The organism is Streptomyces sp. NPDC036815 (assembly GCF_055609205.1).
In genome coordinates, this window is the sequence record NZ_JBVJPW010000014.1 from 172,595 (window position 1) to 195,805 (window position 23,211).

A 23,211-nucleotide genomic window follows, 5' to 3' on the forward strand; every position below is an offset into this window, starting at 1 on the left:
TGCGGAACGGGCGTGCGCGGGCCGGGAGTTCAGCGGCAGACCCGGTGCCGATCAGATGCTGATCAGGTGCTGATCAGGTGCTGATGAGGTCCTGGAAGGCGCTCGCGGTCTCGGTCGTCGACCTGCCGAAGGGCGCGTCGAAGTTCCAGACGAGGAAGAGCAGGAAGGCGATGAGCGCGCTGAACGTACCGGCGAGGAGCATCTCGCGCGAGGAGCGTCTGATCTGCAACGTGAAGATCAGTCCGACGGTGACGAGCGCCCCGGCGACCAGCCCGAACCAGACGACTCCCGGCAGCGTCTCCTCCGCGTTGTCGGCCCGCGTCCTGCGCGCCTCGTCGGCGGCGGCCACCTGGTCGAGCAACGGCTGGTAGGTCTGGGCCTCCAGGTCGTTCGCGGGCGGCCGTGCGGCGATGTCGCGGCGCAGGGCGTCGAGGAGTTCGTCGCCCCGGTCGGTGAGCCGGTGCTCCTCGATCATGCGGGACCACTCGACGCTCGCCACGTGCTCGCTGTAGCGCCGCACGTCCTGCTGGATGCGCTCCCGCTCGTCCGCCGGGTAGACCTCCACGCGCCTGCTGATCTCGTGCAGGGCCTGGGCCTCGTCGCGGGTGCCGTCCTGGGCGGCGCCGCGGGCCTCCCAGACACCGGCGATGGCGAGGCCGAGGACGATCGCGTACACGACGCCGACCATCATCACCATGTATTCGAGCACGTCGGGCGTCTGGCTGGGGTCGTCGTCCTCGGGCACCCGGCGCTGCCTGAGCACGGTGACGGTCAGCACGACCGCGCAGGCGAGCACCATGGCAAGACCGAGTACGAACCATTCCGTCACGAGGGGCCTCCGGAGGGCGGGTTGGGGCGTGAGCGGGCGCCGGACGCGGCGGAGCGCGAGCGCGGGCGCAGCAGGGCGGCGGCGAGCACCGCGGGGGTGGTGACGACCATCGTCGTGGTGACCATGGACCGCCCGCCCGCGCGCTCGCGCTCCTCGGCGGGGCGGTAGCCCGGCGCGGCGAGGGAGGGTGGCGGGGGCGGTGGTGGTGCGGGGCGCGCGGGGCGCGGGGCGGACTCCAGGCGTACGGGGACGAGGAGTTCGCGCACCCGGGGCGCGGCGCGGGGGCGCTGCGCGGGGCGGGTGGCCGGAGGGGGTGCGGGGTGGGCCGCGGGCGGTTCGGCGGCGGGGCGTTCGGGCGGCGGTGGGGTGGCAAGTTGCGCGCGGGGGGCGGGGGCGAGGGGGAGTCCGGGTTCCGGCTCCCGTTCTTTCGGCCCCGGCACGGGGGCCGGCTCCGGCGCCGCGTCGCCCGGGGCGACCGGCAGGTCCTCCTGGCAGATCTCGAGGCGCTCGGAGAGGACCACCCCGAGGGCCTCGACCTGCGCGTGCACGGAGAGGCCGCCCACGGGGCACAGCGTCGCCACGATGCCGAGACCGCCGAGCTGCGCCCACCCGGTCAAGATCGTCTCCTCTTCACGTCCTGAAGAAACGATCACGTAGCCGGTACGACACGGGGGCGGGCCGCGGTGTCACCGAGCCGGTGACACCCGGGGCGCGCGCGTGGCTCGTCCCGGGCGCCCCCGGCGTACCGCTGGGGTCAGGCGAGGAAGTCGCGGGCGATGTTCTCCGCGACCGTCTCCAGGATCGGGCCCGCTTCCGCGATGCACCGGGCCACGTCCGGCTCGACGTCGGTCAGGGCGTACGCGCGGCGGATGCCCGCCCTGCCGAGGACCTCCGGGGCGAGTGCGAGGCGGCCGCAGACCGCGACGACCTCGGTCCCCGCGGCCCGCGCGGCGGCGGCCACCCCGGCGGGGGCCTTGCCGTGCAGGGTCTGCTCGTCGAGCGAGCCCTCACCGGTGATGACCAGGGTGGCCCGTTCGAGCGCGGGCGCGAAGCCGAGCACGTCGAGCATGACGTCGATGCCGGGGCGGAAGCCCGCGCCGAGCCCGACCAGGGCGCCGTACCCGATGCCGCCCGCGGCACCCGCGCCCGGCGACTGCGCGTACTCCGCGGCCTTGGGGCCGATGGCCTTCTCCAGGACCGTGGCGAAGTGGGCGAGGGCCGCGTCCAGGGCCTCGACGTCCTCGGGGGACGCGCCCTTCTGCGGGCCGTAGACGGCGGGGGCGCCCTTCGGCCCGGTCAGCGGGTTGTCGACGTCGCTGGCGAGCACGATCTCGACGTCCTTCAGACGCGGGTCGAGGCCCGACAGGTCGGCCGTGGCCAGCTCCTTGAGCGGGCCGCCGCCGGGCGCGACGGGGGCGCCGTCCGCGTCCAGGAAGCGTGCGCCGAGCGCGGCGAGCATGCCCGCGCCGCCGTCGGTCGTGGCGCTGCCGCCGACGCCGAAGACGATGCTGCGGGCTCCCGCGTCGAGCGCCGCGCTCAGCAGCTCCCCGGAGCCGTACGTGGTGGAGGTGAGCGGCGCGAAGACGCCGTCGGGGAGCAGTTGCAGGCCGGAGGCCTCGGCCATCTCCACCACGGCGGTGCCGTCCTTCAGCGCGTACGCTGCCGTCACCTGGTCGCCGAGCGGCCCGGTGACCCGCACCTCCCGGCGCTCGAAGCCGCCCGCGACGGCCGCGGCGACCGTGCCGTCGCCGCCGTCGGCGACCGGCAGCGCCTCGACCCGTACGCCGGGGGCGACGCGGTGCAGCCCGGCCGTCACCCGCTCGGCGACCTGCACGGCCGTGAGCGAACCCTTGAACTTGTCCGCGGCGATGAGTACCCGCTGCGCGGTGCCGCGCTGTGCGTCGTCGCGCCCAGCGTGCGCCTGCCGCTCGTGTCCCGCCGTCCCTGCAGCGTCCGCCACCTTGGTTTCCCCTTGCTTTCGGGCCTTGCTCGCGTCAAGGCAGTCGCGCCGCTGCGACCATAACCGCAGACGGGGCCCGCTGCCCATGGCCACCCACAGCGCGAGACGGCGTGCCCCGGCGAGAAAACGGCCCATATCGCACCATAGTGGTGCGCCATGAGCACGGAAATGATCGATCAGCCCCTCCCCGACGAGGGCCCGCCGGACCCTCCGTCGCCCGACCGGGACCCCGCGGGCGGCTCGCCCCCGGACGGCAGCCCGGACTTCGTGGTCGTCGGCATCGGCGTCGCGGCCGTGCTCGCGGTGGTCGCCTGGGCCGCGCTCGGCAAGGACTCCTTCGAGCACGCGTCGGACACCGCGCTCGGCTGGGTCCTGTCCAACTTCGCCTGGCTCTTCGTGATCGCCGCCGACGTCTTCCTCGTCCTGTGCGTGGGCCTCGCGCTCAGCCGCTTCGGCCGGATCCGGCTCGGCAAGGACGACTCCCGGCCGGAGTTCACCAACCTCGCGTGGATCGCGATGATGTTCAGTGCGGGCATGGGGATCGGCCTGATGTTCTACGGCGTCGGGGAGCCCCTGACCCACTACCTGAACCCTCCCCCGTCCTCCGGCGTCGGGCCCCGCACCGGCGCGGCGGCCCGCACCGCCCTGGAGTACTCCTTCTTCCACTGGACGCTCACGCCCTGGGCGATCTACGGCATCGCCGGTCTCGCCCTCGCCTACGCGGGCTTCCGCAAAGGCCGCGGCAACCGCCTCAGCTCCGTCTTCGTGCCGCTCATCGGGGCCCGGCGGGCAGCCGGCTGGCCCGGCCGCCTCATCGACCTGCTCGCGGTCTTCGCGACCGTCTTCGGCACGGCGACCAGCCTCGGCGTCGGCGCGCTCCAGGTCGCCACGGGGCTCAACCTCACGACGGGGGTGGCGGACTCGACCGCCCTCCAGCTGATCATCATCGTGTCGCTCGGCGGCGCCTTCGTGGTCTCGGCGTTCTCCGGCGTGCACAAGGGCGTGAAGTGGCTCAGCACGCTCAACATCGTGCTCGCCGCCTGCCTGATGCTGTTCGTGTTCGTCCTCGGGCCGACCGTCTACGTCCTCGACGCGATCCCCGCGAGCGTCGGCGGCTATCTGCACCAGCTGCTCCCGATGGCCTCGCGCACCGGCGCGTTCACCGACAGCACCTGGCTCGGCACCTGGACGATCTTCTACTGGGCGTGGTGGCTGTCCTGGGCGCCCTTCGTCGGCACGTTCATCGCCCGCATCTCGCACGGCCGCACGATCCGCGAGTTCCTCATCGGCGTGCTCCTCGTGCCGAGCGGCGCCACCGTCGTGTGGTTCTGCGTGATGGGCGGCACGGGCATCCGGCTCGACGCGACCGGCAGGGCGGACATGGCGGCGAAGGTGGAGGAGGGCGCGGAGGCCTCGCTCTTCGCGATGCTGGACGCGCTGCCGCTCGGCACCCTCACCTCGTGGGTCGCGATGATCCTCGTCATGACGTACTTCGTCACCAGCGCCGACTCCGCGTCCCTGGTGATGGGCTCGCTCAGCAGCCGCGGCTCGCTGCACCCGCCCACCTGGCTGGTCGTCGTCTGGGGGGTCCTGATGGCGGCGGTGGCGGCGGTCCTCCTGGTCGCCGGCGGCCTGAACTCCCTGCAGAGCGCGACGATCCTCGTGGCGCTGCCGTTCGTCGTGGTGATGCTGACGCTGTGCTGGGCGCTCCTCAAGGAGCTGCGCGAGGACCCGGGCGCGGGCCCCTCGCGCGCCCAGGCGCTGCACGGGCTGCGGGACGCGGTGCGCACGATGGTCGGCGACGCGATGACCGAGCAGGGTCCGGACCGGCACCACCGGCTCCGACGGATCGTCAGGTCCCGCAGCCGGGACGGGGAGTAACCGGCGAACCGGCGGCACACGCGGGCCGGTTGGCCGCACAATGAACCCATGCCTGAGTACCTGGAACTCGACCTGGCGGGAGCCGCGCTGCGCGTCGAGCTCGCCGATGTGGGGCGGCGGCCCGAACCCGGGGCGCTGCCACCGGAGTTCGGGACGCCCGGGCCCGTGTCCAGCGGTGGCGGCCGCGCCGCCGCGCTCGCCGCGGACGCGCTGCGGGCGACCCTGCGCCCGCTCGGGCCGCTCCTCGACGAGGTGCACGCGTCGGTGTCCGGGGCGCAGCGGCCGCCCGAGGAGTTCACGGTCGAGTTCGGCATCGAGGTGGGCAAGGACCTCAAGCTCGGCATCGTCGGGCTGAAGGGGACCGCCACGATGACCGTGTCGGCGACCTGGCGGCGTACGGAGGACCCCGGCGCCGGTGGCGCCTCCGGGTCGTAGCCGTGGGCTGGTTCCGGCGGGCGGACGGTCCGCCGCCGGTCGTCGCCGTCCTCGGGCGGCACGGCGACGCCGCGGTCGGCGCGGCCGCGCTGCTCTCCCCCGGCCGCGTGCTCACCTGCGCGCACGTGGTCAACGAAGCGCTCGGGCTGCCCCCGATGAGCGCCGCGAGACCCTCCGACGAGGTCCTCGAAGTCGGCTTCGACCGGCGCGCGGTGCGGATCAAGGCGCAGGTGGAGGTGTGGGTGCCGCCCCGGCACGACGCCGTCGCCTGGCAGGGCGACCTGTGCGTGCTGCTCCTCGCCGAGCCCGCGCCGGCCGGCGCCCGCCCCGTCGTGTGGACGGAGATGGCGGAGGGCCAGTCGCTGCGGGCCTGGCACGGCTGCGGGGAGCCGATCACCTTCGCGGACACGGTGCTGAAGCTGCTCGACGGCAGAGTGGGCTATCTGGACGGGCAGTTGTCGGGCGCCGCGATCGGCCCCGGCTTCAGCGGCGGGCCGCTGTGGACCGACGCGGGCGACAGCGCGGCCGGGCTCGTCGTCGGCAGGCTCGGCGGCTCCGACGCCCCCGCGCGGGCCGCCGACACGCTGCGGCGCGTCTGGGCGCTGCCCTGGCAGACCCTGTGCGATCAGCTGTACGCGGCCGGGGCGGGCGACGTCGTGGCCGACTGCCGCACTCTGCCCGCCACCCCGCCCGAGGACGCGCCCGGCGCCGAACTGCCCGCACTGCTGCGGTCGTTGCTGCCGGACCCCGCGGTGCGCGCCGAGCACGCGCGGCGGCTCGCGGCCGAACTCGGCCTCGTGGTACCGAAGGACGGGACGGCGCCCACGGCCGAGGAGCTGGCCGCCGTACTGCTCACCCACCACCGCGCCCTGCCGACGCTCAGCGAGTCCCTGCTGACCGCGGGCCCCTACGGCGTACGCCCCGAACAGCTCACCGCCCTGCTCGGCACCGGCCGCGCGGTCGAGGCGGCGGGGCTGCTCTCCCTCGGTGAGTACGCCTTCCTGGCACACCGGCTCGAACAGGTCGTCCTGACCGATCCGACCCTGCCGGCCCGCGCGGCCCGGGAGGCGCTGCGCTACACGCCGCTGCCCCCGGCCCTGTGCACCGCGTGGCTGCCGGTGGCGGCGCTCGGGCAGGTCATCACCGAGCTGGAGGAGTACCAGGACGGCGGCGGCGTCCCTGCGGGGACCTCGCGCGTCCCCGCGCTCGTGCACCTCGTCGAGTTCATCGCGGCGGCCGCGGGCGGCCCGGTCCGCGACGCGCTGTGCGGCTGGAGCGAGCGGGTCTGCGCCCGCCTCGGCGTGCATCCGGCGGCCCGCGACCAGCGCAGGGCGGACGCCGCGCACTGGACGGACAACCGGCCGCCCGTGGTGATCCGGCTGCTCGCGCGGCTCACCCGGACGGAGCCGGAGGGCGAGGGCACGGAGCGGGCCGAGCGCTTCCGCTGCCGGCTCTGGCAGCAGCACGCGGACGGCACGGTGCGCCGCCTGGAGACGCCCGCGGGGGACACGCCCCTGACGCCCGGGCAGGTGGGCGCGGTGATCCGCGAGGGCGCCGAGCGGTCCGGCGACGGACTGCCCGCCGTCGACATCGAGGTCGACCGCGCCGGGCTCCAGCTGCCCGTCGACGAATGGGACGCGGGCAGCCCCAACGAATTCGTGCCCAGCCTGCCGCTCGGCGCGTCGTTCCCGCTCGTGCTGCGCTGTCCGGAGATGAGCCGCCGGGTGCCGCGGCGCGAGACGGAGCACCGCCGCCGCTGGGGCGACGGACACGGCAGGGCCCTGGTCATCGATCCGAGCTGCGCGGACGGGCGGCAGGTCGCCGCGCTGCTCGGCTCCACCCACCGCGACGCCAACCAGGTCGTCCTGCACGGCCCGCCCGCGCTCCGCGCCCAGCTGCTCGACCTCTGTCTGGCCCTCGGCGTCCCCGTGGTGCTCTGGGACCGCGGGGCCGAGGGCCACGACCACGCCCACCGCCTCGAACCCCTGGCGCCCACCGGCCTGCTGCACGACCTGCCCTTCCGGGTGCACCGGTACCGGGCGGCCGCGCTGCCGGACCCCGCGGGCCTCGCCCGCCCCTCCCTCGTATGGGAGGACGTCACGTGGCAGGGCCTCGCGGGCGCCGACCGCGAGCCGACGCTGACCGACCCCGACGCCCCGCGCCCGCATTCCGACGAAGGAGTACGCAGTTCATGACGGCACCCCAGCAAGGCGACTGGCGGCTCTTCCGCGGGGACGGCGAGACACGGCGCGTCGACTTCCCGGAGGCGCCGCCGTGGCGCCGCTTCGCCCCGGCGGACGGCGCACCCCGGCCTCGCCCCTACCTGATCGGCCCCGACGAGTCGGAGGTCGTCAACGCCGCGCTGCTGCTGCGCCGTCCGCTCCTGGTCACCGGCCACCCCGGCACCGGCAAGTCGTCCCTGGCGCACGCCGTCGCCCACGAGCTGGCGCTCGGCCGGGTCCTGACCTGGCCGGTCAACAGCCGCTCCACACTGCGCGACGCCCTCTACGGCTACGACGCGATCGGCCGCCTGCGGGAGTCCAACCTGCGCCGCGAGGCCGGCTCCGGCGCGCACGTCGCGGAGCGGCCCGAGCGCGGCCCCGACATCGGCTCGTACGTACGGCTCGGCCCGCTCGGCACCGCCATGGTCCCCGGCGAGCGCCCGCGCGTCCTGCTCGTCGACGAGCTCGACAAGGGCGACGTCGACCTGCCCAACGACCTCCTCACGGTCTTCGAGGAGGGCGAGTTCGAGATCCCGGAACTGGCCAGGCTGCCCGAGGACCAGTCGCGCGTCGACGTCCTGACGGCCGACCCCCAGGTGCGGGCGCCGGTGACGCGGGGCCGGGTGCGCTGCTCCGAGTTCCCCGTGGTGGTCATCACCAGCAACGGCGAGCGCGAGTTCCCGCCCGCCTTCCTGCGCCGCTGCGTGCGTCTGGACCTCGCGGAGCCGGACGAGCAGCGGCTGCGCGAGATCGTCGGGGCGCACCTCGGCGACGCGGCGCTCGACGGCGTCGACGACCTCCTGCACGCCCTCCTGGGCCGCCGCGCCCCCGGCGAACTGGCCACGGACCAGCTCCTGAACGCCGTGTTCCTGCGCAAGGGCGGCCTCGACCTGCCGCCGGGCGCGCTGCTCGACGCCGTCCTGCACCGGCTCGGCGGGGCGGTGTAGGGGGTGGGGTCCGAGCACCTCGACGTGGACCGGCTCAGGCGGCTGACGGAGGGGTCCGCCGTCCGGGGGCGGCCCGAGGGGCTGCGCCGGGTGCTCGGGGCGTTCGCGGCGAGCGGCGTGGAGCTCACCCGGGAGGAGCTGCTCGACGCGCTGTGGCTGGCGGGGCGGCTGCCCGAGGGGGCGTCGACGTCCCTTGCCCGGGCCGCGGGGACGATGACACAGGGCGGGCAGGCGTACGGCGACGGCGACGGGTGGCAGCCCCCGGCCGCGGAGACCCAGGGGGCGCCGAAGCCCGCGTGGCCCGGAGAGCTCCGTTCGGACGGGGAGGCGGACGGGAGTCAGGCTCCGCCGACAGGGGAGGAACCACGGGTGGCCGACGGGCCCGATGACGGCGTCGCGCCCCGCTCGGCCCGGCCCCCGCGCCTGCGGCAGCCGACCGGTGACGCGCCCCTCTACGGCGGCACCGCCCCCGGCCGCACCCCGCCCCACCGCACCGTCCCCGTGCGTCCCGTGCGTACCCCCGAGACCCGGGCCCTCGGCTCCCGGCAGCTGCAACTGGGCCGTGCGCTGCGCCCGTTGAAGCAGACCGTCGCCGACCCGCGCCGGTGGGAGCTCGACGAGACGGCCACCGCCGATGCGACCGCCCACAGCGGCCTCACCGACGCCGTGCTGCGCCCCGCCCGCGCGCGGTGGCTCGATCTGACGCTGCTCGTGGACGACGGCGCCTCCATGCTGCTCTGGCAGCGGCTCGTCACGGAGACCCGGCTGCTCCTGGAGCGCAGCGGCGCCTTCCGTGACGTACGCGTGCACGGCCTGGACACCCGCACCCCGGGCGCACCGCTGCTCGGCCGCCGCCCCTTCACGCCCGGCACCGCCGTGCTGCCGCCCGCCACCGTGACCGGCCCCGGCGGCAACACCCTGATCCTCGTCCTCAGCGACGGCGTCGGCGCGGCCTGGCGGGACGGCCGGATGCGGGAGCTCCTGAAGCAGTGGGGACGGTACGGGCCGACAGCCGTGCTGCACGCGCTGCCCCCGCACCTGTGGGACGGCTCCGGCATCCGTGCCGAACGCTGGCAGGTCACCACCCGGCGCCGCGGCGCCCCCAACCTCACCTGGGACGTGGCCGATCCGGTGCTGCCCGCGGGCCTCACGGCGTTCGACGGGGTGCCGGTCCCGGTGCTCGCGCCCGAACCGGGAGCGGTCGGCGCGTGGGCGGGCCTCGTCGCCTCCCCCGGTGCGAGCGCGGTCCTCCCGCTCCTGACGGCGCCCTTCGACATGGCACCGCGGGCACCCGTCGCCCCGGACGCGGGCGAGGACATCCTGCGGTTCCGGGACACGGCGTCCCCGGAGTCGTACCGTCTCGCCGCCCATCTCGCCGCCGTCGCCCCGGTGTCCGTGCCGGTGATGCGCCTCGTGCAGGACGTGCTCGGGCCCGGCGTGACGACCGGCCATCTGGCGGAGGTGTTCCTGAGCGGCCTGTTCCGGCGCTGCGACGGCGCCGTCGATCTCGCTCCTCGGCACCGGAGTTACGACGTCACGGCCGAGGCCCGCGAGATCCTCCTCGGCACCGCGCCGGTCCGTGACCTCCTGGGTACCGGACGGGCGGTGACGTCCCGGCTGGCCGAACTGGCGGGCCGCTCGGCCGACTTTCCCGCCTGGCTCGCCCATCCCGAGGGGGCCGAGCGGGGCGGGGACGGGGCGCGGCCGTTCGGGTGGGTGGACGAGCGGCTGATGCGGCGGCTGGGGGTGGGCGCGCCGAGAACGGTGCACGTACCGCCCGTGGATCCGGCGATGCCGCCGTACGTCGACGCGCCGGGCTCGGCGTGGTGGTCGCTGACCCCGGGGAACGCCCGACGGGCGGGCCCCTGGCGCCTGTTCGCCCGGCACAGCAGCGCCAGGAGCAGCAGCGGGGTGTTCCTCGGGCGGACCGCGGAGGGGGAGGTCGCGGCGGTCCGGCTCACCCGCCCCGGTTCCGTGCGCCGCCTCTCCCTGGCGGGCCAGGCCGAGGCCCTGCGCCTCCTGGACGGCGGACGGGTGCCGCGTCTCCTCGGCGTGGACCCCGCGCCTACGCCGTCCTGGCTGGCGACCGAGCTCCAGCTGTCGGACGACGGCCGTCCGCTTCAGCACCTCGACGGGCCGCTCCCGGACGCGTCCCACCCCGACCACCTCCTGCGCTTCGCCCGGCTCGCCCATGCGGTCGCCGAGGTGCTCGCGGACGCCCATGCGCTGGGCATCCACCACGGCGACCTGGCGCCGCGAAGGGTGCTGCTCACGCCGGACGACGTGTGCGTCACCGGCTGGCGCGCGCAGGAGCACGGTGACGGCGCCGCCCACGACGTCTCCAAGCTGGGACTCGTCCTCCTCCAAGCCGCGGGCGAGGCCGTCCCCCGGTCCCTGACCGGCATCCTGCGGCGCTGCGGCTCCCCGCTGCTCGACCGGCGGCCCACCGCGGCCGAAGTGGCCGCCCACTTCGAGGCGTTCATCGACACGTACGTACGCGACCTCGCGTCGCACGGCGCGGCCGGGGACCGCCTCGCCGTGGCCATCGGCCGCGACGCGCAGGGCGCCGACGTCGTCCTCGACTTCCGCGCCATGGGCCCGCACGGCGTCCTGCGGGGCACGCCCGAGGACTGCTCCACCGTCCTCGACAAGATCGTCCGCGATCTGGCCGGACAGCACTCCCCGGCAGCGGTGCAGTTCCACCTGCTCGACTCGACGGAGCGGTACCTGCGGACGACGACGGCGACCGCGCTGCCCCACGTCGTGACGGGCGACGACCCCCGCTCCCTGGAACTGGCCCTGGAGGCCGAGCGCGGCCGCCGTCGAACACTGCTCACCGCCGCGCGCGAGGCGGGCCGCCCGCGCCCCCGGCTGACCAGCCTGATCGTGGTCCTCACACCGCAGGCCCTGCCGGGCAGGCTGAGCTGGCTCGAAGACCTGGGCATCCACCTGCTCCTCCTGGAGGGCGCCACGAGAGGCCCGGTCGACTTCGACTTCCGCATCGACCTCACCGGCGGGGCCTCCGTCCTCCACCACTCGGGCGCGCCCCCGTCCGGCGTTCCCTTCCGGCTCCCGCTCCCCCGCCGCGTCCCGCACGAGGCCTTCCTCGCCGACGAGCTCCACGCCGCCGTGGCACACGGCCGCAAGGGCCACCACCAGGAGGCGCTGAACTGGCTGGAGCGGCTGGACGCCGACCACTACCGGCACCTGGGCCCCGACCACCCCCACCTGCTCGCCACCCGCTACGAGATCGGCCACCTCCAGCTCACGCTGGATCTCCTGCCGGAAGCGCTCGCCTCCTTCTCGGACTGCGCGGCACGGCGCGGGACCGTGCTCGGCGCGGAGCACGTCGACACCCTGACCGCGCGCCAGCAGTGCGCCTTCGTGCTCTGCCGCATGGGGCGCCACGACGAGGCACGGGCGATCTACCGCACCGTGCTCGGCCGCTGGGTGGACGTCCGGGGCGCCGCCCACCCCGACGCCCTGCTCTGCCGCCACAACCTGGCCGTCGCCCTCATCGCCCTGGGGCGCTACGACGAGGCGGTGGACGAGGCGCGCCTGGCCCGGAGCGGCCGTGGACTCGCCCTCGGCGCCCGGCACCCGAGCACCCTCGCGAGCGGCCACGAACTGGCCGTCGCGCTCGGCGGGGCGGGTCACACCTCCAAGGCCCTCGACGTCGCCCGCTCCGTCCTGGAGGAGCGCGAGCTCACTCTGGGCCCCGACCACCCGGACACCGTCGCGACCCGGCGCGTGCGGGCCGAACTGGAACGGCCCGCGGGCTGACGGAGCCGCCCCGGCTACCCTTTCCCCGTGACCCTCCAGGACTACGCCACGTACATCGCCGGCCTCCCCCGCGTCCTCGTCGGAGCCGCCGCGCTCTTCCGCGACGCCGCGGGCCGCGTGCTGCTCGTCGAGCCCAACTACCGCGAGGGCTGGGCGCTGCCGGGCGGCACCGTCGAGTCGGACGACGGGGAGAGTCCGCGGCAGGGGGCGCGCAGGGAGACCCTCGAGGAAGTGGGACTCGACGTCGCGCTCGGCCCGCTGCTCGTGGTCGACTGGGTGCCGCCGGGGCCGGTACGCGAACGGCCGCCGCTGGTGGCCTACTTGTACGACGGCGGTGTGCTCGGCACCGACCAGCTGAAGTCGATCAGGCTGCAGGAGGAGGAGCTGCTCTCCTGGCGTCTGGTGGAACCCGCCGACCTCGCGGAGCACCTGTCCGGCTCGCTGGGGCGCCGGGTCTCCGTCGCGCTCGACGTGCTGGCGCGGGGCGGCGGGCCCGTGGAGCTCGAGGACGGGCACCGGGTCGGCTGAACCGGCCCTCGTGGCACCGGCACGTCGGCCGGGCGGGTCTCAGAACAGGACGTCCGCGCCGCCGCCCACCGCCCCGCCCTCGAAGGCCAGCAGCCGCTGCTTGCGGTCGAGCCCGCCGCCGTAGCCCGTCAGGCTGCCGTTGGCGCCGATGACGCGGTGGCAGGGCACGATGACGCCGATCGGGTTCTTGCCGTTGGCGAGGCCGACGGCGCGGGAGGCGCCCGGCTTGCCGAGGATGCCGGCGAGTTCGCCGTACGTACGGGTCTCGCCGTAGGGGATCTGCTGGAGTTCGCGCCAGACGGTGCGCTGGAACGGGGTGCCGTCGAGCCGCAGCGGCACGTCGAACTCCGTCAGCTCCCCGGCGAAGTAGGCCGCCAACTGGCTGGTCACTTCGTCGAGCGGGGCCGGATCGCGGTGCCCGAAGTCCTCCTCGGGCGGGCGGTGGCGCTGGTCGGTCATGTAGAGACCGCTGAGGACGCCGTCGGTGGCGACGAGGGTGAGCGTCCCGTAGGGGCTGTCGACGTGGGTGTGCTGACGTTCCATGAGCGTGGTCCTCGTTGTCCCTCAGGCCGGGATGGAGTTGATGGGGTGGACGTCGGTGGCCCACAGGTACTGGACCGCGTACGCCCGCCAGGGCCGCCAGGCCGCGGCCCGCGCGGTGAGCGCGGCCGGGGTGTGCGGCAGGCCCAGCCCCCGTGCGGCCCGGCGCACACCGAGGTCGGAGGGGAGGAACGCGTCGGGGTCGCCGAGCGCCCGCATCGCGATGACCTCGACCGTCCAGGGGCCGAACCCGGGGAGCTCGGTGAGCCGTGCGCGGGCCTCGTCCCAGTCGCTCTCCACGCCGAGGCGCAGGTCGCCGTCGGCGAGCCGGTCAACGAGCGTGGTCAGGGTGGCACGGCGGCTGCGCGGCAGGGCGAGCGACCCGGGGTCCAGCGCGGCGAGCTGCGCGGGCGTGGGGAACAGGTGCGTGAGGCCGCCCTCGGGGTCCTCGACCGGCGTCCCGTGCGCGGTGACCAGGCGGGCGGCGTGGGTTCGGGCGGCGGCCGTGGACACCTGCTGGCCGAGGACGGCGCGTACGGCGAACTCGGCCTCGTCGACGGTGCGGGGCACGCGCCGCCCCGGCGCCTTGTCGACGAGCGGCGCGAGCAGCGGGTCAGCCCGCAACTGACCGTCGACGGCGGCCGGATCGGCGTCCAGGTCGAGCATGCGGCGGCAGCGGCTGATCGCGATGGTCAGGTCGCGCAGGTCGGTGAGGGCGAGCCGGCAGCCGATGTGGCCGGGGTGCGAGGTGAGGGCGACGACGCCGTGCCCGTAGGGGAGGTTCAGGGTTCTGCGGTACGCGCCGTCCCGCCACTCCTCGACGCCGGGCACCGCGGTGGCGACGAGGTGTCCGAAGAGGTTGTCGGGGTTGAGGGGGGCGCGGAACGGCAGGCGCAACGAGAGGACGCCGCCCGCGGCCGTGGCCGGCGCGGCGCCTGCCCGCTTCGGGGCGCGGGCCCGCAGCTCCCCGGGGGCGAGGGCGAAGACCTCCCGCACCGTGTCGTTGAAGGTGCGGATCGAGGAGAACCCGGCGGCGAAGGCGATCTCGGCCATGGGCAGCGCGCTGGTCTCGATGAGCAGCCGCGCGGTCTGCGCGCGCTGGGCGCGGGCGAGCGCGAGCGGCCCGGCGCCGAGCTCCGCGAGCAGCTGCCGCTCGACCTGCCGGGTGCTGTACCCGAGGCGGTCCGCGAGGCCGGGCACGCCCTCGCGGTCGACCACGCCGTCGTCGATGAGGCGCATGGCGCGGGCCACGAGGTCGGCGCGCTGGTTCCACTGGGGCGAGCCGGGGCTGCTGTCCGGCCTGCACCGCTTGCAGGCCCGGAAACCGGCCTGCTGGCAGGCGGCGGCGCTGGGGTAGAACGTCATGTTCTCGGCCTTGGGGGGCACGACCGGGCAGCTGGGGCGGCAGTAGATCCGGGTGGTGACGACTGCCGTGAAGAACCAGCCGTCGAAGCGGGCGTCCTTCGACTGTACGGCGCGTACACAGCGCTCTGTGTCGGTGTGCATGTGCTCAAGGATCGCGGCTGCCGGCCCGCGTGGCTGGCGAGAATCCGACATCGACGTCGCGCCGGCCGGGCCTACTCGCGGGCGAGCGCGGCGGCGAACGCGTCGTAAGCCTCTTGGCCGAAGAGGACGAAGCGCACCTCGTCGAAGTGCGCGGGATCGGCGCACTCCCGGACCGTCCGGACGGCGATGCGGGCCGCGTCGTCGAGCGGCCAGCGGTAGACGCCGGTGGAGATCGCGGGGAACGCGACCGTACGCGCGCCCAGCTCGGCGGCGACGCGCAGCGACTCGCGGTGGCAGGAGGCGAGGAGCTCCGAGCGGTCCTCGGTGGCGGACCAGACCGGGCCGACGGTGTGGATCACGTGCCCGGCGGCCAGGCGCCCCGCGGTCGTGGCGACGGCGCGGCCGGTGGGCAGTCCCTTGCCGTAGTGGGAGGCGCGCAGCCTGCGGCAGTCGGCGAGGATGTCGGGGCCGCCGCGCCGGTGGATGGCGCCGTCGACTCCTCCGCCGCCGAGCAGCGAGGAGTTGGCGGCGTTGACGACGGCGTCGGCGTGCTGCTGTGTGAGGTCGCCCTGGACCAGGGTGATGCGGACGGTCACGGCCGGCTCCTGAGCTTCTTCCACACGGCCTTCGCGGCATTGTGCCCGGACATGCCGTGCACTCCGGGGCCCGGGGGCGTCGCGGACGAGCAGAGGAAGACCGCGGGGTGCCGGGTGGTGTACGGGGAGAGGGAGATCTTGGGCCGGAGCAGCAGTTGCAGGCCGCTCGCGGCGCCGCAGGCGATGTCGCCGCCCACGTAGTTGGCGTTGTGGGCGGCCAGTTCGGGCGGGCCCGCCGTGGCGCGGGCGAGGACGCGGTCGCGGAAGCCGGGGGCGAAGCGCTCCAGCTGCCGCTCGATCGCGTCGGTGAGGTCGCCCTGCCAGCCGTTCGGGACGTGGCCGTACGCCCAGAAGACGTGCCGGCCGGCCGGGGCGCGGGAGGGGTCGACGACGCTGGGCTGCACCGTGATCAGGAACGGCGCGTCCGGCGCCCGGCCCTCCCGGGAGGCGGCGTGCAGCGCGGCGCCGATCTCCTTGCTGTCCGCGCCGACCTGCACCGTTCCGGCTCTCCGCGCCTCCTCGGCGGCCCAGGGGACGGGCCCGTCGAGGGCATAGTCGATCTTGAAGGCGCTGGCGCCGTACCGGTATCCGGCATAGGCGCTGCCGAGCCCCGCGATCCTGGCGAGCGCGGTCGGCGAGGTGTCGAAGACGTAGGCGCGGGCGGGCGGCAGGTCGTCGAGCCGCTTGACCTCGAAGTCCGTGTGGACGGAACCGCCGAGGTCCTTCAGATACGCGGTGAGCGCGTCGGAGATGGACTGCGAGCCGCCCCGGGCGACGGGCCAGCCCCGGGCGTGCGCGGCCAGCGCGAAGACCAGCCCGACGCCACCGGTGACGATGCCGTCGAGCGGCGCGATGACGTGGGCGACGAGGCCCGAGAACAGGGCGCGGGCCCGCTCGTCGCGGAACCGGCGCATCAGCCATGTCGACGGCGGCAGCCCCACGAGCCCGAACCGGGCCAGCGTCACGGGGTCCCTGGGCAGGGAGCTCAGCGGCAGCGCCATGAAGTCCCGCAGCAGGGCGTCCCACGCGGGCAGGAAGGGCTCGACCAGCCTTCGGTACGCCCCCGCGTCGCGCGGCCCGAACGAGGCGGCGGTCTCGGCGACGGAGCGGGACAGCACGGCGGCGGTGCCGTCGAGGAAGGGGTGGGCCATGGGCAGCGGGGGCTGCAGCCACTCGAGGCCGTACCGGTCGAGGGGCATGGCGCGGAACGCCGGGGAGTTGATGCCCAGCGGGTGGGCTGCCGAGCAGGGGTCGTGGCGGAATCCGGGCAGCGTCAGCTCCCGGGTGCGCGCGCCGCCCCCCACCGTGTCCTTGGCCTCGAAGACGGCCACGGAGAAGCCCCGGCGGGCCAGCTCCACGGCAGCGGTCAGCCCGTTGGGTCCCGCCCCCACCACGACGGCGTCAAGCATCGACGGCACCTTCGGACTCCTTCGTCAGCCGATGGCCACTGCCGCCAGGATAGGCCGGGCCACCGGCGCCGATGCTCGGGCCCCGGCCGTCTCAGGCGCCGCTGGAGAGCAGGCCGGCGACGCGCCGGGCCGTGGCCGCGTCGCGGGCCGCGGTGAAGGGCAGCGTGTTGCCGCCGCCGATGCGGAACGGCTCCCCCGTCAGCGTCAGGTCGGCGCCGCCCGCCTCGGCCACGAGCAGCAGACCGGCGGCGTGGTCCCAGGCCAGCTCCCACGAGAAGGCGACGGCGTCGAGGTCGCCCCTGGCTATGGCGAGGTACTCCAGACCGGCCGAGCCGCACGGCCGGGGACGGACACCCTCCACCGCGAGGCCCAGGAGGGCCCGCTTCTGGTCCTCGGTGGTGAAGTCCGGATGCGAGGTGGCCACCTCCAGGTCGGCGCCGGCCGGGGGCGATCCGGCGGTCAGCCGCTCACCGTTCAGCCAGGCGCCCTTGCCGCGGACCGCCACGGCGAACTCCTCGAGGGCCGGCGCGTACGTCCACGAGGCCTGGACCTCGCCGCCGACCGCGAGGGCGACGAGCATGCAGAAGCCCGGGTCGCCGTTGACGAACTGCCGCGTCCCGTCGACCGGGTCCACGATCCAGACGGGCGCGTCGCCGTGTATCGCCTCGTACGTCGACGGGTCGGCGTGCACCGCCTCCTCGCCCACGACGACCGAGCCCGGCAGGAGCGCGGCGAGGTCGGCGGTCAGTTGCTCCTCCGCGCGGCGGTCGGCGACGGTCACCATGTCGTGCGGGCCGCTCTTCTCCACGACGTCACCCTCGGCGAGCTGCCGGAACCGGGGCGTCACCTCCGCCGCGGCGGCCTTGCGGACGGCCTCCTCCACGTCGCGTACACCGTGCGTCAGAAAGTCTTCGATCATGCGTCCATGAGAGCACGCCGCACTGACATCCCGTACGGCCCCGGTGAACGGGGCCCGAACCCCCCGTGAACTCGGTTCCACGCGATCCGGCCCGCTACCGCCCCACCGCGTATCCCTGCGCCCCGCGAGGATTCGCCGCCGCCGACAGCACCCCGCTGTGCGGGTCCCGCGCCACCGCGCACAGGCGGCCCTCCGACCACGGGCCGCCCACCGTCACGTCGTGGCCCCTGCGGCGCAGTTCGTCGACCACCTCGGGGGCCGTCCGGGATTCCACCGTGAGGCTGCCGGGGCGCATGTCACGGGGGTGGAAGGAGCCGGGGAACGCCTCCGTGTGCCAGTTCGGAGCGTCGATCGCGCCCTGCAGGTCGAGGCCGCCCCGGACGGAGTCCCGCAGCACCACCCCGAGGAAGAAGTGCACCTGCCACTGGTCCTGCTGGTCGCCGCCCGGCGTGCCGAAGGCAAGGACCGGTATGCCGTCCCGCAGCGCCAGCGACGGCGTCAGGGTCGTCCGCGGGCGACGGCCCGGCGCGAGCGAGTTCGGCAGGCCCTCCTCCAGCCAGGCCATCTGGAGCCGCGTGCCCAGCGGGAACCCCAGCTCGGGCACGACGGGGTTGGACTGGAGCCAGCCTCCGCTGGGCGTGGCGGACAGCATGTTCCCCCACCGGTCGACGACGTCGAGGTGGCACGTGTCGCCGCGCGTCCCCCCGTCCGCGACCACGGTCGGCTCCCCCGCCCCGGCCGCCGCACCGGCCCCCCGGTCCAGGCCCGCGGTCTCCCCGGCGGCCACCGCGAGGGCGTGCGCGGAGAGCCTCGGCTCGCGCCCGCCGGGCGCCCCGGGCCGCAGCCGGTAGGAGGCGGTGTCCCCGATGAGCCGCCGCCGCGACGCGTTGTACTCCTGCGACAGCAGCTCCCGCACCGGCACGCTCCGCGCGCCGCCCTCCCCCGCGTCCCCGTACCAGGCCTCCCGGTCCGCCATGGCCAGCTTGCAGCCCTCGACGAGGAGGTGGACGTAGTCGGCGGACCCGTACGCGGGGAGCTCCTCGACGGTCCGCGGCAGCAGGGCGAACTGCTGCAGGAAGGCGGGGCCCTGGCTCCAGGCACCCGCCTTGCACAGGGTCCAGCCGTTCCAGTCGTACGTGACGGGGTCCTCGTAGGACGCCGACCACCCGCTCAGGTCCTGCGCACTGAGCGTTCCCGTGTGCCGCTCGCCGCTCGTGTCCATGGTGGGCCGCCCCGCCTGCCGCACGAGCGCGTCGGCGATGAACCCCGAGCGCCACACCTCGCGCGCCGCGTCGATCCGGGCGATCCGCAGGTCGTCCCCTTCGGCGCCCTGACCGGCCTTCGCCTCCGCCTCCGCGATCAGGCGCCGCCAGGTCGCGGCGAGCGCGGGGTTGCGGAACAGTTCGCCGGGGCGCGGGGACCGGCCTCCGGGGAGGTAGACCTCGGCGGACGAGGGCCACTCCCGCTCGAAGAGTTCCCGCACCGTCTCCACGGTCTCGCCGACCCGCTCGACGGGGGCGTGCCCCTCCTCCGCGTACCCGATGGCGTACGAGAGGACGTCGGCGAGCGACTTCGTGCCGTGGTCCCGCAGGAGCAGCATCCACGCGTCGAAGGCGCCGGGCACGGCGGCGGCGAGCGGGCCGGTGCCGGGCACCAGTTCGAGGCCGAGGGAGCGGTAGTGGGCGACGGTGGCCCCGGCGGGCGCGCCCCCCTGCCCGCAGAGCACACGCACGTCGCCCCCGGCGGGCGCGAGGATGATCGGGACCTCGCCGGCGGGCCCGTTCAGATGCGGCTCGACCACGTGCAGGACGAACCCGGCGGCGACCGCGGCGTCGAAGGCGTTGCCGCCGTCCTCCAGTACGGCCATCGCGGACTGCGAGGCGAGCCAGTGGGTGGACGACACCATGCCGAAGGTGCCCTGGAGGGTGGGGCGGGTGGTGAACATACAGGGTCTGACCTCGTTGTGTACGCGCGTCGAACGGTCGGCTCAGCACTCAGGACCGGGCCTCGGGAGAATCCGGGGAGTTTGGCCCGGACCCCTCCTACGCCCGGCCCCCCAGCAGGCTATCGATCGCCCTGCGCCCCTTCCTCCCAGGGATGCGTACGTGTGCCTCAGCACGTGGAACCCGTCCCTCGGGTTCGGTACGGGGGCTCCGGGTCGGACCGCACGGCGTTCCATGCGGAGACCAGGCAGGCCAGGTGGCGCGCCCAGATGATCTGGCCTTCCATAGCGCGCTCGGAGGTGACGCGGGCGCGCGGGCTCGCCCGGCCCGCCAGCGTGGCGGCCTGAATCGCGGCGCGGGTCGCCTCCTGTGCCTGGCGTCGGGCGAAGGCTGCGGCGAGCCGGGCCCGCGCCTGCGCCCGGACATGCGGACGTCACGTCACCGTCCGGGCGTACGAGGTCTGGCCGCAGGTGGGGGCCGGTGTCAGTAGGCTGAGGCGCATCAAGGTGAGGGGAGGACGGGTGAGAGCGGCGCGTGCACTGGCCACACTCGACGAGGCCGGCATCGGTGATCATGTCTGCCAGCTGATGGGGCCGGCGGACGATGTCCTGGACCGCAGCCGGGCCTTCGTCGCGGACGGGGCTCTGTTCGGCGACAAGGTGATGATCGTCGGCCGGGCCGTCGAGGCGACCGGCGAGTTCGCTCAGAAGGTACTCGATCCTGTGCAGCTGGACGGTTCCTTGATCGGCGCGGTGCGCCGCGAGGCGGAGAGCGCCGGACGGGAGGGGTACCGGTCGTTGCGCGTACTGCACCACGTAACCCCTGGTGCGTGGCCCGAGGGCCCCGAGGCGCTGCTGCGCAGTGAGCTGGACCTCGAAGAGTTCGCCGCCGACAGCGGCGTTCTGGTGGTCTGCGCCTACCGCGACGCCGAGTGGGACGCTTCTACACTGGAAAAAGTCAGGTGTGTGCACCCCCACTACCTGGGCAGCCGACCGGCATCACCTGCGTTTCAGGTGTTCCGGACGCGAGAGGAAGGTTGGACCGTGAACGGGGTCATCGACGCCGAAGGCGCCGGCGCTTTCGGGGCGACCCTGCGCACGCTGCTCGCACAGTGCGCGACCGTGCGCCTGTCCTGCCACGGCTTGGAGTTCTTCGACGCTGCCGCCATGGATGCCCTCGCCGGGGCCTCCCGGCACCTGCCCGGTCGCAAAGTCGTTTTGCAAGGCACGAACGAGACGGTGCGGCTCGCGTGGGAACTGTCCGGATTCGCCGTCCCCTCGATCCCGGTGGTGATGGCGCCGTGACCTTCCCCCCGCACCCCTCACAGTCCGACGCCGCCGCGGCCGCATCTGCCGGGTACCGGCACGAGCTGCACCCGTACGCGGGCCGAGACGAGTTCCTGCGGGGCGCCGTCGGATTCATCCATGAAGCCCTGGAGGGCGGAGAAGCCGTCGTGGTGGCGGTCCCCGGGGACAAGGCTGCTCTGCTGCGCTCCGAGGTCCCCGACAAGGGCACGGTGCGCTATGTCGACACCAGCGCCGTGGCGCACCATCCGGGCCGGCTCATCGGGGCCTGGCAGGAGTGGATCTCCGAGCACGTCGCGGAGGGCCGGCCCGTACGGGGAATCGGTGAATCCCCCTGGAGCGAGGTGCACAGCCAGGCCCAGGCGGAACAGCTCCGCTATCACGAGTGGCTGCTGAACAGGGCCTTCGCGGACGGCCCCGCCTGGTGGCTGCTGTGCCCCTACGACACGGCCGCCGGTGAAGCTGCCGTCCTGGAGCAGCTCACCCGCTGCCACCCCCGCATCCGCTCGGGCGGACACAGCACGCCGTGCCCCGACTACGACCCGCAGGCTCCGTTCGACTTCGCCCCGCAGAGCAACCCGTGCAACCCCTACGAGGAGTTCGACTACACCGGCGGTGACCTGCCCGCCCTGCGCATGAAGATCTCGGCCTGCGCCGAACAGCTCGCCCTGGGCGAGCGTCGACTGCGCGAACTGCTCCTGGCCGCCACCGAGATCGCCACCAACAGCATCCGCCACGGCGGCGGGCGCGGCACGTTGCGCACCTGGAGCGAGGATCACCGGCTGGTGTGCGAGTTCCGCGACGCCGGCTACATCGCCGATCCCTTGGCAGGACGGTACAAGCCGCACAACGCCCAGATCGGGGGCCGGGGCCTGTGGCTTGCCCACCAGCTCTGCGACCTCGTCGAGATCCGCTCCACCCCCGATACCGGCACCACGATCCGTCTCCACACCGAACTCACCGGCTGACCGGGCGCGCACGCAGCCTGAGGGTCGCGCTGTTCCGGCGGGGTGCGGCCCGCAGTGGGGGTGAACGGCAGTCTCCCGCTGATCGGCGGTGAGCAGCGAGTCGTACGTGCGCGCCGGTGATCCCGAACGTGACCGGATAGCCGTGGTCCGCCTGCGAGGCATCCGACGCGGCGGGCTGAGCCTCCGGCGCAGCCCGCGGGGCGGGACCACAGTGCGGACCGAGTCGGCGCCGACCACACCCTGAGTCACTGGCTGGTCCCGCTGACACGACTTCATGCCGAAGGCGCCTTGCAGGGTGGGACGCGTCGTGAACATGATCGGCAGGCCAGTGCGCGGCACTCTCCCGGGTCACCGGTGTCTCAGCCCGCGAGGAGCGACTCGATCCGGTCCGCGCCCGTCCGCAGCCCCAGCAGCCGCTCCACGCCCGGCGCGTACGGCACCGCCCCGGCCCCCGTCGACCAGCCGGGCCCCGCGATCAGCACCGCCGGATGTCCCCGGGCGCCTCGTACGCCCCACTCCTTCTCCGTGACGAGGTGCACGAGGGCGCGGTCGGCGGTGCCCCGCGAGTGCGCCCAGAGGACGACGGCCGAGGGGCCGATGCGCCGCACCGCCTCGTACAGCGCCTCCGCGGGGAGCGCGGCGCCGAACATCCTTGTGGGCAGGCCCCGTTCGCCGAGGACCGCGGTGAGGGCTTCCAGCGGGAGGGTGTGCTGCTCGCCGGGGACGCAGGTGAGCAGCACCGGGGCGACGGGCACCGTGGCGGGCTGCGGGGCGTGGACCGGGCCGGTGCCCGGGGCCCGGCGCAGGGCGGAGGAGACGTGCCAGGAGAGGAGGTGCTCGACCTCCACGTACCGCTCCCCGCAGGACGCCCATTTGCGGCCGATGGCGTGCAGGGCGGGGGCCATGACCTCCTCCCACCCCGTCGTGAAGCCGTACGCGTCGAGCGCGGTCCGCAGCTGGGACTCGACGGCGGGGGCGTCGAGCCGCACCGCCGCCTTCGCGAGCCCCCGGCACTCCCGCCGGACACTGCCCAGCGAGAGCGTGCCGGGGTCGCCGCCGTGCCGGGGCCGCGGAGTCCCGGCTCCGGCGGGCGCGCTCGCCGGTGTCTGCAGGAGGGCCAGGCGCGCGGCCTCGGCGGGCGGCACGCCGAGCGCGGTCAGCCGGCACATCTCCTCCACCCGCCCCACGTCCTCGGGGGTCCAGCGGCGGTGCCTGCCGCGGTCGTGGTGGACGGGCCCGATGCCGTAACGCCGCTCCCACGAGCGCAGCGTGGTGGGCGCGACGCCCAGTCTGCGGGCGACGGAACCCGTGGTCAGGGCGGCTTCGGCGCCGCCGGGCCGGGGGGACTCCGACTGGTGTGTGGCAGCCATGCCGCGACGATACGACGCACAAGCGCTGCAAGTTGCCGGGTTCCCGGACTCTCACCACTCTGGGGGCGGCT

Annotated in this window: 18 protein-coding genes; 8 read left to right on the forward strand and 10 right to left on the reverse strand. The window is 75.0% G+C overall.

The genetic code is table 11. The features are described 5' to 3' along the window. Positions 1–73: 73 nt before the first annotated feature. The 3 genes from ACZ69I_RS26470 to ACZ69I_RS26480 all read right to left on the reverse strand — a co-directional run bounded on the left by ACZ69I_RS26470 (position 74) and on the right by ACZ69I_RS26480 (position 2,876). A complete protein-coding gene (locus ACZ69I_RS26470) occupies positions 74–829 on the reverse strand; it encodes a bestrophin-like domain (protein WP_470835060.1) in 756 nt (251 codons plus the stop codon). After that, positions 826–1,446 (reverse strand): hypothetical protein, encoded by a 621-nt coding sequence (locus ACZ69I_RS26475; protein WP_470835062.1) that lies wholly within the window; start codon positions 1,444–1,446, stop codon positions 826–828. Before ACZ69I_RS26475 ends, ACZ69I_RS26470 begins: the two co-directional genes overlap by 4 nt. 137 nt (positions 1,447–1,583) lie before the next feature. After that, positions 1,584–2,876 carry a glycerate kinase gene (locus tag ACZ69I_RS26480; RefSeq protein WP_470835103.1) on the reverse strand — a complete coding sequence of 431 codons (1,293 nt, stop codon included), beginning with the start codon at positions 2,874–2,876 and terminating at the stop codon, positions 1,584–1,586. 69 nt (positions 2,877–2,945) lie between these two features. Between ACZ69I_RS26480 and ACZ69I_RS26485 the strand changes: the two genes are divergently transcribed. The 6 genes from ACZ69I_RS26485 to ACZ69I_RS26510 are packed head-to-tail and all read left to right on the forward strand — an operon-like array spanning position 2,946 to position 12,585. Further along, positions 2,946–4,670, forward strand: a complete 1,725-nt coding sequence (locus ACZ69I_RS26485) for a BCCT family transporter (RefSeq protein WP_470835064.1) — start codon at positions 2,946–2,948, stop codon at positions 4,668–4,670. A 48-nt stretch (positions 4,671–4,718) separates the two neighbouring features. Then, positions 4,719–5,105: a CU044_2847 family protein gene (locus tag ACZ69I_RS26490; RefSeq protein ID WP_470835065.1), complete on the forward strand. Its 387-nt coding sequence runs from the start codon at positions 4,719–4,721 to the stop codon at positions 5,103–5,105. 2 nt (positions 5,106–5,107) lie between these two features. Then, positions 5,108–7,300, forward strand: coding sequence for a VMAP-C domain-containing protein (locus tag ACZ69I_RS26495; RefSeq protein ID WP_470835067.1), 2,193 nt, complete (start codon positions 5,108–5,110; stop codon positions 7,298–7,300). Continuing rightward, on the forward strand, positions 7,297–8,274 hold the full coding sequence (locus ACZ69I_RS26500) for an AAA family ATPase (protein ID WP_470835069.1): 978 nt from the start codon (positions 7,297–7,299) through the stop codon (positions 8,272–8,274). The genes ACZ69I_RS26495 and ACZ69I_RS26500 overlap by 4 nt, the downstream gene beginning before the upstream one ends. 3 nt (positions 8,275–8,277) lie before the next feature. After that, the gene (locus ACZ69I_RS26505; protein WP_470835071.1) at positions 8,278–12,057 is read left to right on the forward strand and encodes an SAV_2336 N-terminal domain-related protein; all 3,780 of its coding nucleotides are present in this window, start codon (positions 8,278–8,280) and stop codon (positions 12,055–12,057) included. A 27-nt stretch (positions 12,058–12,084) separates the two neighbouring features. Further along, entirely contained in the window at positions 12,085–12,585 is a 501-nt protein-coding gene (locus tag ACZ69I_RS26510) for an NUDIX domain-containing protein (RefSeq protein WP_470835072.1), read from the forward strand. Between the two features lie 39 nt (positions 12,586–12,624). Here the strand turns inward: ACZ69I_RS26510 and ACZ69I_RS26515 are convergent, their stop codons facing one another. The 6 genes from ACZ69I_RS26515 to ACZ69I_RS26540 all read right to left on the reverse strand — a co-directional run bounded on the left by ACZ69I_RS26515 (position 12,625) and on the right by ACZ69I_RS26540 (position 19,500). Next, positions 12,625–13,128, reverse strand: a complete 504-nt coding sequence (locus tag ACZ69I_RS26515; protein WP_470835074.1) for a methylated-DNA--[protein]-cysteine S-methyltransferase — start codon at positions 13,126–13,128, stop codon at positions 12,625–12,627. A 21-nt stretch (positions 13,129–13,149) separates the two neighbouring features. Continuing rightward, the gene (locus ACZ69I_RS26520; RefSeq protein WP_470835076.1) at positions 13,150–14,631 is read right to left on the reverse strand and encodes an AlkA N-terminal domain-containing protein; all 1,482 of its coding nucleotides are present in this window, start codon (positions 14,629–14,631) and stop codon (positions 13,150–13,152) included. Positions 14,632–14,702: 71 nt separating this feature from the next. Beyond that, a complete protein-coding gene (locus ACZ69I_RS26525; RefSeq protein ID WP_470835078.1) occupies positions 14,703–15,227 on the reverse strand; it encodes an O-acetyl-ADP-ribose deacetylase in 525 nt (174 codons plus the stop codon). After that, positions 15,224–16,636: a phytoene desaturase family protein gene (locus ACZ69I_RS26530; RefSeq protein ID WP_470835105.1), complete on the reverse strand. Its 1,413-nt coding sequence runs from the start codon at positions 16,634–16,636 to the stop codon at positions 15,224–15,226. The genes ACZ69I_RS26525 and ACZ69I_RS26530 overlap by 4 nt, the downstream gene beginning before the upstream one ends. 91 nt (positions 16,637–16,727) lie before the next feature. Further along, positions 16,728–17,555: an inositol monophosphatase family protein gene (locus ACZ69I_RS26535; RefSeq protein WP_470835079.1), complete on the reverse strand. Its 828-nt coding sequence runs from the start codon at positions 17,553–17,555 to the stop codon at positions 16,728–16,730. A 94-nt stretch (positions 17,556–17,649) separates the two neighbouring features. Then, positions 17,650–19,500, reverse strand: coding sequence for a gamma-glutamyltransferase family protein (locus ACZ69I_RS26540; protein ID WP_470835081.1), 1,851 nt, complete (start codon positions 19,498–19,500; stop codon positions 17,650–17,652). 519 nt (positions 19,501–20,019) lie between these two features. Here ACZ69I_RS26540 and ACZ69I_RS26545 point away from each other — a divergent pair. Together ACZ69I_RS26545 and ACZ69I_RS26550 are read left to right on the forward strand one after the other, a co-directional pair. Continuing rightward, positions 20,020–20,802: an MEDS domain-containing protein gene (locus ACZ69I_RS26545; RefSeq protein WP_467673838.1), complete on the forward strand. Its 783-nt coding sequence runs from the start codon at positions 20,020–20,022 to the stop codon at positions 20,800–20,802. Next, positions 20,799–21,770, forward strand: a complete 972-nt coding sequence (locus tag ACZ69I_RS26550) for an anti-sigma factor RsbA family regulatory protein (protein WP_470835082.1) — start codon at positions 20,799–20,801, stop codon at positions 21,768–21,770. Before ACZ69I_RS26545 ends, ACZ69I_RS26550 begins: the two co-directional genes overlap by 4 nt. A gap of 359 nt (positions 21,771–22,129) precedes the next feature. Here the strand turns inward: ACZ69I_RS26550 and ACZ69I_RS26555 are convergent, their stop codons facing one another. Beyond that, complete coding sequence (locus tag ACZ69I_RS26555; protein WP_470835083.1) at positions 22,130–23,140, reverse strand: MerR family transcriptional regulator; 1,011 nt, start codon at positions 23,138–23,140, stop codon at positions 22,130–22,132. Positions 23,141–23,211 lie beyond the last annotated feature (71 nt).